The sequence below is a fragment of the Pseudarthrobacter sp. SL88 genome (genome assembly GCF_026672455.1).
Lineage (GTDB): Bacteria > Actinomycetota > Actinomycetes > Actinomycetales > Micrococcaceae > Arthrobacter.
This window is the reverse complement of record NZ_JAPPRD010000001.1, coordinates 878,651-894,571: the sequence shown is the minus strand read 5'-3', so window position 1 is coordinate 894,571 and position 15,921 is coordinate 878,651. Positions and strand designations below refer to the sequence as shown.

Annotated in this window: 14 protein-coding genes and 1 pseudogene; 6 read left to right on the top strand and 9 right to left on the bottom strand. The window is 66.2% G+C overall.

Features of this window, described 5'->3' with window-relative positions:
* Window positions 1–15 precede the first annotated feature (15 nt).
* Genes OVA06_RS04060 through OVA06_RS04040 form a run of 5 tightly spaced genes read right to left on the bottom strand, consistent with a single transcriptional unit; the run spans window position 16 to window position 5,838 of the window.
* Complete coding sequence (locus OVA06_RS04060) at window positions 16–1,431, bottom strand: sulfate adenylyltransferase subunit 1 (RefSeq protein ID WP_056075683.1); 1,416 nt, start codon at window positions 1,429–1,431, stop codon at window positions 16–18.
* Window positions 1,431–2,378 (bottom strand): sulfate adenylyltransferase subunit CysD, encoded by a 948-nt coding sequence (gene cysD, locus OVA06_RS04055; RefSeq protein ID WP_268156514.1) that lies wholly within the window; start codon window positions 2,376–2,378, stop codon window positions 1,431–1,433. Before cysD ends, OVA06_RS04060 begins: the two co-directional genes overlap by 1 nt.
* Window positions 2,375–3,178 carry a phosphoadenylyl-sulfate reductase gene (locus OVA06_RS04050; protein WP_268156512.1) on the bottom strand — a complete coding sequence of 268 codons (804 nt, stop codon included), beginning with the start codon at window positions 3,176–3,178 and terminating at the stop codon, window positions 2,375–2,377. Before OVA06_RS04050 ends, cysD begins: the two co-directional genes overlap by 4 nt.
* Complete coding sequence (locus OVA06_RS04045; protein ID WP_268156510.1) at window positions 3,178–4,914, bottom strand: nitrite/sulfite reductase; 1,737 nt, start codon at window positions 4,912–4,914, stop codon at window positions 3,178–3,180. The genes OVA06_RS04050 and OVA06_RS04045 overlap by 1 nt, the downstream gene beginning before the upstream one ends.
* 54 nt (window positions 4,915–4,968) lie before the next feature.
* Window positions 4,969–5,838: a sirohydrochlorin chelatase gene (locus OVA06_RS04040; RefSeq protein ID WP_268156508.1), complete on the bottom strand. Its 870-nt coding sequence runs from the start codon at window positions 5,836–5,838 to the stop codon at window positions 4,969–4,971.
* A 60-nt stretch (window positions 5,839–5,898) separates the two neighbouring features.
* On the opposite strand from OVA06_RS04040, the gene OVA06_RS04035 reads away from it, so the two are divergent.
* Window positions 5,899–6,552, top strand: a complete 654-nt coding sequence (locus OVA06_RS04035) for a trimeric intracellular cation channel family protein (RefSeq protein ID WP_056075696.1) — start codon at window positions 5,899–5,901, stop codon at window positions 6,550–6,552.
* Between the two features lie 50 nt (window positions 6,553–6,602).
* Window positions 6,603–7,028, top strand: a complete 426-nt coding sequence (locus tag OVA06_RS04030; protein WP_015937984.1) for a hypothetical protein — start codon at window positions 6,603–6,605, stop codon at window positions 7,026–7,028.
* A 162-nt stretch (window positions 7,029–7,190) separates the two neighbouring features.
* Here OVA06_RS04030 and OVA06_RS04025 read toward each other — a convergent pair whose 3' ends face one another.
* The 4 genes from OVA06_RS04025 to OVA06_RS04010 form a co-directional block, all read right to left on the bottom strand.
* On the bottom strand, window positions 7,191–8,006 hold the full coding sequence (locus OVA06_RS04025) for a DUF559 domain-containing protein (protein WP_268156506.1): 816 nt from the start codon (window positions 8,004–8,006) through the stop codon (window positions 7,191–7,193).
* Window positions 8,007–8,461: 455 nt separating this feature from the next.
* Window positions 8,462–9,562: a polyprenyl synthetase family protein gene (locus OVA06_RS04020; RefSeq protein WP_268156504.1), complete on the bottom strand. Its 1,101-nt coding sequence runs from the start codon at window positions 9,560–9,562 to the stop codon at window positions 8,462–8,464.
* Window positions 9,559–10,890, bottom strand: a complete 1,332-nt coding sequence (locus OVA06_RS04015) for a geranylgeranyl reductase family protein (protein WP_268156502.1) — start codon at window positions 10,888–10,890, stop codon at window positions 9,559–9,561. Before OVA06_RS04015 ends, OVA06_RS04020 begins: the two co-directional genes overlap by 4 nt.
* 3 nt (window positions 10,891–10,893) lie before the next feature.
* Entirely contained in the window at window positions 10,894–11,667 is a 774-nt protein-coding gene (locus OVA06_RS04010) for a demethylmenaquinone methyltransferase (protein ID WP_268160627.1), read from the bottom strand.
* Between the two features lie 117 nt (window positions 11,668–11,784).
* Here OVA06_RS04010 and OVA06_RS04005 point away from each other — a divergent pair, with 117 nt between their 5' ends.
* The 4 genes and pseudogenes from OVA06_RS04005 (at window position 11,785) to OVA06_RS03990 (ending at window position 15,911) form a co-directional block, all read left to right on the top strand.
* Complete coding sequence (locus OVA06_RS04005) at window positions 11,785–13,233, top strand: isochorismate synthase (protein WP_268156500.1); 1,449 nt, start codon at window positions 11,785–11,787, stop codon at window positions 13,231–13,233.
* A gap of 168 nt (window positions 13,234–13,401) precedes the next feature.
* Window positions 13,402–14,202: an ABC transporter substrate-binding protein gene (locus OVA06_RS04000; RefSeq protein ID WP_056075711.1), complete on the top strand. Its 801-nt coding sequence runs from the start codon at window positions 13,402–13,404 to the stop codon at window positions 14,200–14,202.
* A gap of 116 nt (window positions 14,203–14,318) precedes the next feature.
* Window positions 14,319–15,110 (top strand): amino acid ABC transporter permease, encoded by a 792-nt coding sequence (locus tag OVA06_RS03995; protein ID WP_015937991.1) that lies wholly within the window; start codon window positions 14,319–14,321, stop codon window positions 15,108–15,110.
* A gap of 11 nt (window positions 15,111–15,121) precedes the next feature.
* Window positions 15,122–15,911: pseudogene (locus OVA06_RS03990) on the top strand (amino acid ABC transporter ATP-binding protein).
* Window positions 15,912–15,921 lie beyond the last annotated feature (10 nt).

Sequence of the window (15,921 nt, the reverse complement as noted above, 5' to 3'; positions counted from 1 at the left end):
GGTTTCACGTCGGGACTAGATGCTGTAGCGCTCGTCCTCGTGGTCGCCCGGGTGGTCCTTGACCAGGCCGGCTGCCAGCGTGTTGCCGTCCAGCGGGTCGATCACCAGGAACGCACCGGTGCGGCGGTGGTGCAGGTAGTTCTCCAGCGGCAGCGGCGCGGCGAGCCGAAGCTGCGCGTGGCCGATGTCGTTGAGCTCCAGGCTCGAGGCGCCCTCAAGCTTGAAGGAGGCCAGGTCCAGTTTCCCGGAAACACTGCGGACCAGCGCCTGGACGGTGCGGGTACCGTGCTTGACCAGGACCTTCTGGCCCTCACGGAGGGGCTTCGGGGACAGCCAGCACAGCGCCGCGTAGAGGTCTGCGGTGGCTTCGCGGACGGTGCCGGCGGCGGCGATGGTGTCACCACGGGCGACGTCGAATTCGTCAGCCAGGCGGACGGCCACGGACTGCGGCGCGGCGGCTTCCTCCAGGGACTTTCCGGCGAAGTCGATGCCCACCACGGTGGTGGTGCGCGGGGCCTGGCCCGGCGTCAGCACGGATACCTGGTCCCCCACCTTCACGGAGCCTTCGGTGATCTGGCCGGCGTACGCACGGTAGTCGCGGTAGGCCTCAACGTCCAAGCCGGCGGCCACGGCGTCGGGAGCCAGCGCACCCTGCGGCCGGACCACCAGCTGAACCGGGAAGCGGAAGCTCTCGAGGTGGCTTTCCAGCTCATCGGCGGCAGGCAAGGTCTCCAGGACCTCCAGCAGCGCGGGGCCGGTGTACCAGGGGGTGCGCTCCGAGCGTTCCACCACGTTGTCGCCGTCCAGGGCTGACACCGGGATGACCAGCAGGTCGCTGATTCCGTCTGAACCCAGGCCCAGTTCGCGGCCCACCTGCTGCACGTCGGCTTCGATGTCGCGGAACACGGACTCACTGAAGTCCACCAGGTCGATCTTGTTGACGGCCACAATCACGTGCGCCACGCGCAGCAGCTGCAGCACGGACAGGTGCCGGCGGGTCTGCTCCAGCACGCCCTTGCGGGCGTCGATGAGGACGACGACGGCATCCGCGGTGGACGCGCCGGTCACCGTGTTCTTGGTGTACTGAACGTGCCCGGGGCAGTCCGCCAGGATGAAGCTGCGGCGGTCGGTGGCGAAGTAGCGGTAGGCCACATCGATGGTGATGCCCTGTTCGCGCTCGGCCCGCAGGCCGTCGGTCAGCAGGGCGAGGTCGATCCCGCCCTTTTCGCCGCCGAAGCCGCGGTCCGCGGACGTACGGGCAACGGCGTCGAGCGTGTCAGCGAGGATGGCCTTGGAATCGTGAAGGAGGCGGCCCACCAAAGTGGACTTCCCGTCGTCGACCGATCCTGCGGTGGCGAAGCGGAAGAGGGTGGTGGGCAGGGCTGATTCCAGGCCACCGGCAGCGCCGGACAAAACAGTTTCGGTGGTCATTAGAAGTACCCGTCCTTCTTGCGGTCTTCCATGGCGGCCTCGGAGATGCGGTCATCCGCTCGGGTGGCGCCACGTTCGGTCAGGGTGGATGCGGCAACTTCAACCACGACGTCGGCCACGGTGAAGGCGTTGGACTCGACTGCGCCGGTGCAGGACATGTCGCCCACGGTGCGGTAGCGGACGGTCTTGGTGATGACGTCCTCGCCCTCACGCGGCTGGGAGACTTCGCCCACTGCGCGCCACATGCCGTCGCGGGCGAAGACCTCGCGTTCGTGGGCGTAGTACAGGCCGGGCAGCTCGATGTTCTCGCGCTCGATGTAGCGCCAGATGTCCAGCTCGGTCCAGTTGCTGATGGGGAAGGCACGGACGTGCTGGCCCACCGTGTGCCGGCCGTTGTACAGGTTCCACAGCTCGGGGCGCTGGTTGCGCGGGTCCCACTGGCCGAACTCGTCGCGGAGGCTCAGGATCCGCTCCTTGGCGCGGGCCTTGTCCTCGTCACGGCGGCCGCCGCCGAACACGGCGTCGAACTTGTTCTGCTGGATGGCGTCCAGCAGCGGGACGGTCTGCAGCGGGTTCCGGGTGCCGTCGGCGCGCTCGGCAAGCTCGCCGCGGTCGATGAACTCCTGGACGGAGCCGACGACGAGCTTCAAGCCCAGGCGCTCCACGGTACGGTCGCGGAAATCGATGACCTCGGGGAAGTTGTGTCCGGTGTCCACGTGCAGCACGGGGAACGGAACCTTGCCGGGCCAGAAGGCCTTGGTGGCCAGGTGCAGCATCACCACGGAGTCCTTGCCGCCGGAGAACAGCAGGGCGGGCTTCTCGAACTCGGCAACCACCTCGCGGATGATGTGGATGGCCTCGGACTCGAGGGTGTCCAGGCTGGAGAGTCGCGTTGAGACGGCGGCGTCAGTCACCTGGGTGGTCTCCTCGGTTAGTGATGTGCTCATACGTGTAGTCCGCATTCTGTCTTGTCGGAGTTCGCCCAGCGGCCGGCGCGGGGGTCCTCGCCGGGTGCCACCTTGCGGGTGCAGGGCTGGCAGCCGATGGAGGGGTATCCCTGGGCGAGGAGCGGGTTGACGGGCAGGAGGTTGTCTTCGGAGTACTCGACCAGCTGGTCGAAGGTCCAGGCAGCCATCGGGTTGACCTTGACCAGGCCGTTCTTGTCATCCCAGCTGACCAGCGGCGTGTTGGTGCGGGTGGGGGCTTCATCGCGGCGCACACCGGTGAACCAGAGTTCGTAGCCGGCCAGCGTGCGCTGCAGCGGCGCCACCTTGCGGAGGGCACAGCACTGGGCGGCGTCACGGGCGAAGAGGTCCTTGCCCAGCAGCCGGTCCTGCTGCTCCACGGTGGTCTCCGGGAGGACGTCCACCACGTTGACGCGGAGGTTTGCGGCCACCTCGTCACGCGTGGCGTAGGTTTCCGGGAAGTGGTAGCCGGTCTCCAGGAACAGGACGTCGACGCCAGGCATCTGGTCCGCGACCAGCGCCGGCAGGACGGCGTCGGCCATGGAGCAGGCCACGGAGACGGCGGGCAGGTCGAAGTTGCGCTCCACCCAGGCGATCACGTCGCGGGCGGGGGCGTCCCAGCCGAGCTCGGCGGCGCCGGCTTCGGCGAGGGCCTTCAGTTCTTCCTTGGAGCGCTTCGTGGTTGGGCTCTTCGAAACGGTGGTTGCCACAGTGGCCTCAACCTGGGCCGAAGCCTCGGCCGGCGCAACCACGGGGTCAACTCCGAGTGCGTGCTTGCTCATTACTGCAGTGCCTCCTCGTCTGCTGCGTGGGCCCACTCGGCGAAGGTCTGGCCTTCGGCACGCTGGGCCACGAAGGTGCGGACCACGCGTTCCACGTAGTCGGGCAGGTCGTCAACGTACACCTTGAGGCCGCGGACCGTACGCCCCAGGCCGGCCTCGCCGCGTTCGTTGGATGCCAGCCCGCCGCCCAGGTGGACCTGGAACCCCGGGGAGGGAGCGCCGTCGGGCGTGGGAAGCATCATGCCCTTCAAGCCGATGTCCGCGGTCTGGATGCGGGCGCAGGAGTTGGGGCAGCCGTTGATGTGCAGCGACAGTGTCTGGGGCAGTTCGCCGGACGTGGCCAGGTCAGCCAGGCGGCGTTCCAGCTCGGCCACGGCGGTGGCGGCGGTGTGCTTGGTCTCCACGATGGCCAGCTTGCAGTATTCGATGCCGGTGCAGGCGATGGTGCCGCGGCGGAACACGGACGGGCGGGCGGACAGGCCGAGCTTGTCCAGTTCAGCCACCAGCGGCTCCACCTGGTCCTTCTCGACGTCCAGGACAACAAGCTTCTGGTGCGGGGTGGTGCGCAGGCGGAAGGAGCCTCGGGCCTCCAGGGTGTCCGCGAGCTTGACCAGGGCCGAACCGGACAGCCGGCCGGCCAGCGGGGTGGCGCCGATGAAGAACTTGCCGTCCTTCTGCTCATGCACGCCGATGTGGTCGCCGGGGGTGGTGGGCTTGGGCGCGGCAGGACCGTCGGCCAGCTTGTAGCCCAGGTATTCGTCCTCCAGGATCCGGCGGAACTTCTCCGGGCCCCAGTCGGCCATCAGGAACTTCAGGCGGGCCTTGGTGCGCATGCGGCGGTAGCCGTAGTCGCGGAAGATGCTGGTGACGCCGAGCCACACGTCGGCAGCCTCTTCGGGCTTAACGAAGGCGCCGAGGCGCTTCCCCAGCATCGGGTTGGTGGACAATGCGCCGCCGGCCCACAGGTCGTAGCCGATGCCCAGTTCAGGGTGTTCCACGCCCACCAGTGCAAAGTCGTTGATCTCGTGGACCACGTCCTGGCTGGGGTGCCCGGTGATGGCGGTCTTGTACTTGCGGGGCAGGTTGGACAGCAGCGGGTTGCCGATGAACCGCTCCCCCAGCTCGGCGATCAGCGGAGTGGGGTCGATGATCTCGTCCTTGGCGATGCCGGCAACCGGCGAGCCCAGGATGACGCGGGGCACGTCGCCGCAGGCTTCGGTGGTGGACAGGCCAACACCTTCCAGGCGGTTCCAGATCTCGGGGATGTCCTCCACGCGGATCCAGTGCAGCTGGATGTTCTGCCGGTCGGTAAGGTCGGCGGAATCCCGGGCGAAGTCCACGGAGATCTGGCCGATGACGCGCAGCTGCTCGGTGGTGAGCGCACCGCCGTCGATCCTCACGCGCAGCATGAAGTACTTGTCTTCGAGCTCGTGCGGCTCGAGCGTTGCGGTCTTGCCGCCGTCAATCCCGGGCTTGCGCTGCGTGTAAAGGCCCCACCAGCGGAACCGGCCGTGCAGGTCCTGGCTGGGGATCGCGTCGAAGCCCTCTTTGGCGTAAATGGTCTCGATACGCTCGCGCACGTTCAGGCCATCGTCTTCCTGTTTCCAGGTTTCGTTGGCGTTCAGGGGCGTCTTGCCGTCAACCTTCCACTGCCCGTGCGGCTTTGCAGCGGGGCGGGACGGGCGCTTGGGGGCAGCGGAGTCCGCGGACGCTCCGGCTAGAGCTGTATCAGTCATGCATCGACTGTAGGTCGCCCCCGATTTACGTCACAAAGGTCCGGCAATGCGAAGTCACCTAGGGAAATATTTCGTCACGAAACGCCGAACTGCCTTGAAGACGCCACCCTCCTGTGCATCGGCGGCCCCCTGCGAGGCTCCCGTCTCCGGCGCCGCGGGCGCCGCTTCCCGGGCAGTTCCGGAGGGGGCTTCGTGCATCCCGGCGACGGCGGCGTCGTACCTGTCCAGCGCAATCTCCGCGAGCACCGGGGACGGCAGCAGGGGTTCGGTTACGACGTCGGCTCCTGCCTTGGCCAGCTGGTCGTGGAAGAAGCCCGGCGCCAGTAGGTACGAGGCAATCACCACGCGTCCGCCGACGCCGACCGCTCCCGCGGACTCCCCCGCCCCGGCACCCCCGGCGAGTTCCTCGCGAAGCATCGCGACGGCGTCGGGCACGGATGGCTGGGCGGAGGCACCGTAGGCGGCCACTATCCGGTTGGACCGCAGCGCCTGCAACTGGCCGAGCAACTCCTCGACGCTGACCGCGGCGTTGGGGTTGGAGGATCCGGCGGCCGCCAGGACAATGACGTCGTTGTCCGTGGTGCCGGCCTCGCGCAGCCGCTGGTCCAGCAGCCCGGCCAGCCGCGGGTCCGGACCCAGGGGCGCGGCGGCGGCACTGCCTGGACGGCTCTTCACGGCGCGGGCAATGTCCACTTTCACGTGATAGCCCACGCTCAGCAACAGTGGCACCACCACAGCAGGTTCCCCCTCAGGCAGGCCTGCCACCACGTCCACCAGGTCCGGCTGCTGGACATCCACATAGGCCTCCCTGACATCCAGTCCGGGGCGGAGTCCGGCGATGGCCGCGCGAAGGGTGTTAACCTCCGCGGCGCCCTGTGTGCTGGACGTCCCATGGGCGCAGGCGATCATGATGGGGCTGTTCATAGGGGCTAGCGTAACGTTGGAGCCGCACTGTCCGCCCTCTTTGAAATACCGGGACGTCCCATGACATTCGCCTTTGACAACTCCCCGGTATGGCTGGACCTGCTGGGTGTGTTCTTCTTCGCTGTCTCGGGTTCACTGCTGGCGGCGCGAAAACAGATCGACATTGTCGGCTCCCTCCTGCTGGCCTCGCTGGTGGGCCTCGGCGGCGGGGTGATCCGCGACATCATCATTGCGGTGGTCCCGGCCGCTTTCACCAACCCGGCCTACCTCTTCCCGCCGGTGCTTGCCACTGCACTGGTGTACTTCCTGTTCTCCAGCGTCCAGCGCTACACATCCCTGCTGATCCTCTTCGACGCCGCCGGCCTGGCCCTGTTCTGCATGACGGGGACCCTCAAGGCGCTGGCCACGGGCCTGAATCCGGTGGCGTCAGTGCTGCTGGGTGTTACCACCGCGGTAGGCGGCGGCCTGCTGCGGGACATCACGGCCAACGAGGTACCCGAGTTGTTCAACCCCAAGGACATTTACGCGCTGCCGGCATTCCTGGGATCGTCGTTGACTGCTGTGCTGTGGGTGGTGGGCGTGTTCAACGTACTGACGGCTGCGGCTATCGCGGCAGTGGTTTTCACGTTCCGGATCCTTGCCTGGCGCCGGTCATGGCAGGCTCCGCTGGCCGTACGCGGGTGGCACCGGCGCACTGGCGAGACAGGGCTGTAGAGGCTGGTCCGTGGCATTTTGAGGGGCCCGGGATTGGCTAGGATATGAGCATGACTGACATGTTCCTCGAGAAGTTCCGCGCGCTTGTTCCAAAGTATCTCGAGGACGAATGGCAGGAAGAGGACGGCCTGTCAGCCGAGGAACTGGACAAGGCCCTCGCCGACCACCAGTTCCAGATCCCCCTGGTCCTCCGCGAGTTCTACCTCGCCGTGGGCGGTTGCGAGGACCTGATGGAGGCCTACCACTACTTCTGGGACCCGGACGAGCTCGAAGTCGATGACGAGGGTTTCCTGATGTTCCTCGAGGATGAGGAAGAGGAATACACCTGGGGGTTCCGCACCGGCGACCTCAGCGTCCCGGACCCCATCGTCTACCGCCGCAACAATGCCCGCGGCCAGTGGAAGTCCGAAGAGGGAACCTTTTCCGAGTTCGTGTTCGACATGTTCGAGTGGGCCTTCGGAGACGAGGAAGACTAAACACCCCGGTCTCCCGGGGTTGCCCGCGGTTGCCCGCGGTGGCCTGGGGTTCCCTTGATGCCCTTGCGCCCGCTGGAATTCCCCACCTTTGAGGATGCCCGACGGCGTGTTCCCCGGTTTTGACGGCGCGCCTTCAGTCCCACAGGCCAAACCTGGGGAGTATCAGCGGATGACTCGGCCCTTAAGCACCTGCCAAACCTCGGCAACCACCTTTTGCGGGTTGTATACAACCTCGGCATAGCCATACCTCAGTACCGCGAAGCCGTTCAGGGTGCTGGCGTTGTTGCGCCACCGGTCCTTCTTGACTTGTCGCGCCTCGAGGTGGCTGCCGCCGTCGATCTCACCAATCAGAAACCCCTCCAGCAGGAAGTCGACTATGCCGATCCCCGGCAGTTCCACTTGGGTCTGCGTGTGGATTCCTTCGGCACGAAAGAGGATCCGGGCCACAACTTCGATGGCTGAATCAGCAGTGCCATCGACTAGGTCCAGCACATTGCGAGCGGCCCCGTTACGGTTTCCGGGCAGCCACTGCCGGAGGTAGGGCAAGGTGGTGACGCCTTGCCGGGCGGCGCTCTCCACCATGACTGCGGCTTCAACTGGAGGGAGGCAGCGCAGGCCGTGGATGAGGATGTCGGTGGTGCTGGCAACGGGCTCCGCCGTGCCATGCCCGATCAGGGACTCGCGGTGGACCACCGTATCCGGCGGCCCGCCATGCCGGCAGAGCAGGTGAACCCTGTCCGGCCGATGTAACAGCCAAAGTCCTCGGTGGGGTGCACCGGAGGCACAGGTGAGCAGTCCGTTGCCAAGGACCGCAGCGAGGAAATCCGGTGATGCCCTCGGCAGGGCTACTACGCCGTGCCTGAGCCGGCGGACTTCACCCGCTGCCACTGACTTGCGGATGTCCCGGTCGGTGAAGCCGGCCTTCAGGATTGTTGCGGTGCGGGCTACACAGCCGGCCTGGCGGAGAAAGCGGATCACATCCATCCTGCCAGCACAGCGGATGAGCGTTGGCGGTGGGACGCAGCGGAGTGCCTATGTGGATAACCGGCACCACTGGGATTCCCCGAGTTTGCGTGGCAACCACGGCGTGGCGTCGCGACGTGCCGGGGTGGTAGCCACCTTCCGCCGGAAAGATGGGGAATCTCAGCGCGGAAACCTTGTGACACTGTCAGTAAATTTGGACTTGCTTTCTGTGACAGATGTGTCATAAGCTGTTTACGGATCCGCTAAACGCCTCCGGCGGATCTGATGCGAACGGAGAGATAGCCCCGGTTCACAGCAGCTTCGGTTGCTGGGCACCGGGGCTATCCCGTTAACAGCAACCTGCAGCCAGGCCAGCAAGGACCGCCAGCGCAAAAGCCCACAATAAGCAGCCCCAACAAAAGCAGAAGCCCGGCACCGTGGAAAGGCACCGGGCTTCGACGCGCAACAGCTCAGCTGGCGCGGTCCACCACGGCAACGGCGAAGTTGGACAGCGAATCCTTGACGACACCCTCAGGCAGGGGCGCCAGCGCAGCGATGGCCTCATCGGCCCACTGGCGGGCAACAACCCACGATTCAGCGGTCACGGGATGCTCACGCAGCCCGGCCACGGCTGCGGCCAGTGCCTCATCGGAGGAAAGGTCGCCGTCAATCAGGGTCAGGAGCTCGACGGCGGACTGGTCGCCGTCAGCGGCAGCCTTCCGCAGGAGCAGCACCGGCAGGGTGGGGACGCCTTCGCGCAGGTCGGTTCCCGGGGACTTGCCGGACTTCACCTTGACGCCGGTGACATCGATGACGTCGTCGGCCAACTGGAAGGCCACGCCCACCTTCTCGCCGTATTCCACCAGGACGTCCTCGTAAGCCTCGTCGGCGCCCGAGAAGATGGCACCGAACTGGCCGGAGGCGGCCACCAGGGAACCGGTCTTGTCCGCAATGACGGACAGGTAGTGCTCCACCGGGTCTTCGTCCGGCCGCGGTCCAACCGTCTCGTGCAGCTGGCCCAGGCACAGCCGTTCAAACGTCCGGGCCTGGATGCCCAATGCGCGGCCGCCGAGCTCGGACACCAGGATGGATGCCCGGGCAAAGATCAGGTCCCCGGTAAGGACGGCCACCGAGTTGCCCCACACTTCGTGGGCCGTGGGTGCGCCACGGCGGAAGGGCGCGGAGTCCATGACGTCGTCGTGGTACAGCGTGGCAAGGTGCGTCAGTTCAACCACGACGGCGGCCTGCACCACGGCGGGCAAGGATGCGTCCCCGAGGTGGGCGCAGAGCAGGGTCAGCAGCGGCCGGATGCGCTTTCCGCCGGCTTCCACCAGGTGGCGCGACGTCGCGTCAGCCAGCGGATCCGAGTTGGCAATGGCCTCGCGCAGCTTCTTTTCCACGCGCGCCAGGTTGTTGGTGATGGCCGGGCCCAACTCGGGGTCCCCGGCGATGGCGGCAAAGCCTGCCGGCAGCTGGAGGCCGGTGGCAATGGCGGTGGTGTTGAGACTGGGTTCGGAGTCCGGCAGGCCGTGCCCGGCATGCGTCCAGCTGTGGTCTGCGGAGTTGGTCACGGGTTAACCCTAACTTTTTGTTGCGGATACCGCTGATTCGTCACCGGAGAGGCATTGGATGTGGCCGGCACCAGGGATTCTAGGACCCGGATCATCCGGTCCTCGATGCCCTTGGCGGACGGATCGGTCAGGTTGGCCAGCAGCCGCACCACGAACCGCATCAGCGCCGGGATGGGCATGCCCGTCCGCAGCGCGAGCTTCATGACGGCGGGCTTGCCGATCAGCGTGGCGAACGCCCGGCCGAGGGTGAAGTGCGAACCCCACTGGTCCCGCACGTAGTCCGCGTACCCCGCGAGGTGCGCGTCGGCGTCGTACGTTGGCCCCGCGGAAACGGAGCGCGCAGAAGCGTCGATGATGAACTCCGCGGCGAACCGTGCGGACTCCATGGCGTAGGAGATGCCCTCGCCGTTGAACGGGGACACCATGCCGCCGGAGTCGCCGAGCAGCAGCAGCCCGGGTGAGTAGTGCGGGGTGCGATTGAAGCCCATGGGCAAGGCGGCGCCGCGGATTTCGCCCACCTGGTTTTCCGGCGTGAAGCCCCATTCGGAGGGCATGCCGGCGGTCCATTCGCGCAGGACCTGCTTGTAGTCGAGCTTGCCGAAGTCCTTGGAGGAGTTCAGGATTCCCAGGCCCACGTTGGAGGTGCCGTCGCCTACGCCGAACACCCAGCCGTAGCCGGGCAGCAGCTTGCCGTCGCGGCCGGGCAGTTCCAGCCAGCCTTCCATCCAGTCGTCGTCCGTGCGGGGCGAGGTGAAGTAGGTCCTGACGGCCACGCCCAGCGGGCGGTCATCGCGCTTCCGGATGCCCAGAGAGACTGCCGTGCGGGTGGAGTTTCCGTCCGCAGCAAGGACGACGTCGGCACTGAACCCGCGCGTCTCCCCCGTCTTGCGTCCGGACTCGTCCAGGAGCGCTGCGCGGACACCGGTCACTCGGCCGGCGTCGTTCCGGATGGCTTCGGTGACGCTGTGCCGCTCAAGGATGGTGGCGCCGGCGGACTCGGCATGACGCGCCAGTTCCTCGTCGAAGCCCAGGCGCGTGCGGATGAGCCCGTACTGAGGGAAGTCGGAAACCTCGGGCCAGGGAAGCTCGATGGTGCGGCCGCCGGCAATCAGCCGCAGCCCCTTGTTCCGGCGCCAGCCCTCGCCCTCAGGATGCGGCAGTCCAAGCTTCTGGATTTCGCGGACCGCCCGGGGCGTCAGCCCGTCACCGCAGACCTTCTCCCGCGGAAAGCTGGTCTTCTCCAGTACCGTGACGGAGAGGCCTGCTTTGGCCAGGTAATACGCGGCGGTGGATCCGGCCGGACCCGCGCCGACAATCAGTACCTCCACTGGTCAGCGGGCGATGTTGCGGCGCAGCTTGGCTACCGGGCCTTTGTGCGCGGCGATGGTGGCGGCAGCACTGTCCGGCGCGTTAGCCGGCTTGAACGCGCGGTGGACCGCCACGATGCCGCCGGTGAGGTTGCGGTAGTTGACGTTCTCCCAGCCCTCGTCCTTCAGCCACGCGGCCAGGTGGTCCTGGTCCGGCCAGGCCCGGATGGACTCGGCGAGGTACACGTACGCGTCCGGGTTGGAGGCAACCTTCACTGCGATGGCGGGCAGGGCACGCATCAGGTACTCGGTGTACATGGTGCGCCAGAGCGGAACAACAGGCTGCGAGAACTCGGCAATGACAAGCCGGCCGCCCGGTTTGGTGACCCGAAGCATCTCCGCCAACGCCTTTTTGGGCTCGTTGACGTTGCGCAGGCCGAAGGAAATGGTGGTGGCGTCAAAGGTGTTGTCCGCGAAGGGCAGGTTGGTGGCGTCACCGGCAATAAAGTCGATGTCCGGGCGGCGGCGCTTGCCCACCTTGAGCATCCCCAGGGAGAAGTCACACGCCACAACATCTATGCCTGCATCGGCATATGGCTCACTGGACGTGCCCGTTCCCGCGGCGAGATCCAGGACCCGCTGGCCTTTGGAGACTTCCATCGCATCAACCACGATTTTCCGCCAGCGGCGGGTCTGCCCCATAGAGAGGACATCGTTGACGACGTCGTATTTCGGTGCGACGTCGTCAAACATCGTGGCTACTTCGTCCGGACGCTTATCCAAGGATGCTCGGTTCACCATGACATTGTCTCAAATGTTCCAGCAGGTCCGGACCAGTACGGCTTCGCCGAGGCCCGGGGCGGAAAACTACCGCGAAGTAGCGTGAATTACCGTCGGGGGTAGTGTTGATCCATCATGACAAGCACGATCGGCACCGGACTCCTGAAAAGCCTGACAGTCCCCCTGGATGGAAAAGAATTTCCCGGGGGGCTTCCTGCGTTTCTGGTGCGGGACGACGTCCTTTGCTGGACCCGCCGGGAGGCCGGCCTGGCGGGGTTCGGCGAGATCGCCCGGTTTAGCGCGACAGGCCCGGAGCGCTTCCTCGAAGCAGATATCTGGTGGCGCCACCTGGTCCTCGAAGCCCGCGTCACGGACTCCGTGGAACTTCCCGGCACCGGGCCCGTGGCTTTCGGATCCTTCGCCTTCTCCAAAACCTCCGCCCACGAATCCCGGCTCATCGTCCCGGAAATCGTGGTGGGAGTGCGGGACAACTCCGCATGGCTCACCCAGTTGACGTTCGACGACGGCCCGCTCACCGAAGGGGGCGCCCTCGCCGCGTTGGAGCGCTGGCTCGGCGGGAAGCCGCTCAGCGCGGCTGCGCCGGCGGCAATTGCGACGGCCGGAGACCCTGCAGCAGGAACCACGACGGCGGGAGCGGACTCAGCCGGGGACGCCCGCGAGGGTGCGGTTCCCGCGAAGGAGGGCGGCGCCGTCGTACGTCCCCTCCCCCTGGCCGCCGGCGCCACCCTACACACGGGCTCGCTCAGCGAGGAAGCGTGGATGGATGCCGTGGCCGCAGGCGTGGAGGAAATCCGGACAGGTGCCCTGGAGAAGCTGGTGCTGGCGCGCGATGTGGTGGCCACGGTTCCCGGCGGCGTCAACGCCTCCCAGGTGCTGCGCGAACTGGCCGCCCGCTACCGCGAATGCTGGACCTATGGCGTGGACGGGCTGGTGGGCGCGACACCGGAAATGCTGATCCAGGTGGAGGGCCGGACCGCCCAGGCGCGCGTGCTGGCCGGGACCCTGGACCGCCGGGACGCCCATGGTGAGGACGGCCTGCCCATGGACTACGCAACACGCGTGTTGGCAGGCTCTGAAAAGCAGCGGCACGAGCATGAGATTGCCATCCAGTCGCTGACCTCCCAGCTGGCCCCGTTCTCCGAGGCGATGAACGCCCACGACGAACCCTTCATCCTTGAACTGCCCAATGTCTGGCACCTGGCCTCTGACGTCAAGGCCGAACTTGCCGAGGTGGAAGGCCACGTTCCCACCTGCCTGGCCCTCATCAACGCCCTGCACCCCACCGCCGCGGTCTGCGGAACCCCCACCCAGGTGGCCGGGGCCCTGATCCGCAAACTGGAGCACCTGGACCGCGGCCCCTACGCCGGACCGGTGGGCTGGCTGGACGCTGCAGGGAACGGTGAATGGGGCATCGCGTTGCGCGGCGCAGTGATCGAATCCCCGGACACCGTACGCCTGTATGCCGGCTGCGGCATCGTGGACGGGTCGCAACCGGAGGCGGAATTGGCTGAGACGTGGGCCAAGTTCAGGCCGATGCTTGAATCGCTCGGCATCCGCAGTTAGCCCAAACGTCCGGTATCCGAGACAGCAGGCCTTCGCCTAGGCTTGAAAGTGCGGGTAATTTAGTTATCCAATAGTGAAACTAAGTTTCCTGTGATGCACATCTCACATTCGGCGCTACACTATGAACCGATTTAGTACCGCATACCCCTGCAACAAAAGGTAAGAAACATGCAGCTCAAGTCCCTGGCCACGGCCAAATTGACCGCCAAGGCAGCAGCACTCTTCGCCGTCGGTGCCCTCACCCTCACGGCGTGCGGCGGCAGCTCCACCCCCGCAGCATCCGAGGGCGGCATCCAGCTCATCAACGCAGGCAAGCTCACGGTCTGCTCCGACGTCCCCTACGAGCCCTTCGAATTCCAGAAGGACGGCAAGACGGTGGGCTTCGACATCGACATTGCCAACGAGGTGGCCAAGGACCTCAAGGCTGAGCTGAACATTGTGGACAGCTCCTTCGAGGCCATCGAAACCGGTACCGCGCTGACCGGCTGCGACGTGTCCATCTCGTCGGTGTCCATCACGGACACCCGCAAGCAGGTCATGGACTTCTCCGACCCCTACATGGATGACGACCTGACCCTCGTGGCGAAGGAAGGCTCCGGCGTGGAGAACATCGACTCCGCCAAGGGCAAGAAGGTGGGCGTGCAGCAGGCCACCACCGGCGCCAAGTACGCCCAGGAAAAGGGCATCGAGGCACAGCAGTTCGAGGACTCCGGCCTCCTGGTCCAGGCCCTCGAAGCCGGCACCGTCGACGCCGCCCTGGGCAACCAGTCCGTGCTCGGCTACGCCATCAAGGACAACACCCAGTTCACCCGCGTAGAGGACTACGCCACCGGCGAGAAGCTCGGCATTGCCATCAAGAAGGGCAATACCGCAATGCTGGACCAGGTCAACACCACGCTCAAGCGCCTGACGGACGATGGCAGCCTGGCAAAGTTCAAGACCACCTGGTTCGGCGAAACCGCCAAGTAGCCACCGCTTGGGGCCACCCCGGGCCCCGGTGAGCAGAGTTTAGGCAATGAGGCCCCGGTCGGCACGCACGGCAGCCGTCCGGGGCCTCAGCCACGCACAACGAATGTGAGCACCCAATGGCAATGACCGCACGCCAGCGAGCCAGAGTAAGCCTGTATGTCCAGGCCGGAATCTTTGTGGTGGCCATCGCCGCCCTGATCCTGGCCACGGACTGGAAGACCATGGCCACCAATGTCTTCAACTTCGGCAAGATCGGGCCGATGTTCCCGGACATCTTCCTGGTGGGCCTGAAGAACACCCTGATCTACACGTTCCTCGGCTTCGTGGTGGGACTCAGCGGTGGCCTCCTGCTGGCCCTGATGAAACTGTCCAGCTTCCCGCTGTACCGCTGGATTGCCACCGGTTACATCGAGTTCTTCCGCGGCATCCCGGCACTGCTGGTCTTCATCGCCTTCGGCTACGGCGTCCCCCTGGCGTTCGGCGTCCAGTGGAACGTCACCATCATCGTGATGATCTCGCTGGGCATCGTTGCCTCGGCGTACATCGCCGAAACCCTGCGCGCCGGCCTGCAGGCGGTCCCCAAGGGCCAGCTGGAGGCGGCCCGTTCCCTGGGCATGCCGCAGTGGCGGGCCATGGTCACCATCGTCATTCCGCAGGCCTTCAAGATCGTCCTTCCGCCGCTGACCAACGAGGTCATCCTCCTCACCAAGGACTCATCGCTGATCTACGTCCTGGGCCTGACAGCTTCGCAGTACGAGCTCACCAAGTTCGGCCGCGACGGCATCTCCAGCCTGGGCGCCGGCCTCACGCCGCTCCTGGTGGCCGGCGCCTTCTACCTGGTGGTCACCATCCCCCTGAGCCTCCTGGCCCGGAAGTTCGAAAGCCGCTCCGCGCGGACCAAGCGATAGGCAGGGAAGCCATGAACGACGCCGTACATTCCACCACCGTGCACGCAGCCGGCGTGGACATTTCAGACCTCCGCAAGTCCTACGGTTCCAACGAGGTCCTTAAGGGCATCAGCCTGAACGTGAAGCCCGGTGAGGTGGTGTGCCTGATCGGTCCCTCCGGCTCCGGCAAGTCCACCCTGCTGCGCTGCGTCAACCTGCTGGAACAGCCCAACCAGGGCAGCATCCAGGTAGGCGGTTTCGAGGCCACCGATCCCGATGTGGACATCGACAAGATGCGCCGCAAGGTAGGCATGGTGTTCCAGCAGTTCAACCTGTTCCCGCACCTCAACGCCCTGCGCAACTGCTCCATCGCGCAGACCAAGGTCCTCAAGCGCTCCCAGGCCGAAGCGGACAAGGTCTCGCTGCACAACCTGGAGCGCGTGGGCCCTGGGGCACCTCGCCGACCGATTCCCGGACCAGCTCTCCGGCGGCCAGCAGCAGCGCGTGGCCATTGCCCGCGCGCTGAGCATGAACCCGGAGCTGATGCTCTTTGACGAGCCCACCTCCGCCCTGGACCCGGAGACCGTTGGTGATGTCCTCTCGGTCATGCGGAACCTGGCCAAGGAAGGCATGACCATGTTGGTGGTCACCCACGAGATGGCCTTCGCCCGCGAGGTGGCAGACCGCGTGGTCTTCATGGACGGCGGCGTTGTGGTGGAGGAAGGCGTGGCCGAGCAGGTCATCGGCTCCCCCGCCCAGCCGCGCACCAAGGAGTTCCTGCGCCGCGTGCTCGACCCCACCCACATCAACATCGAGGACTAGGCCAGGCCTT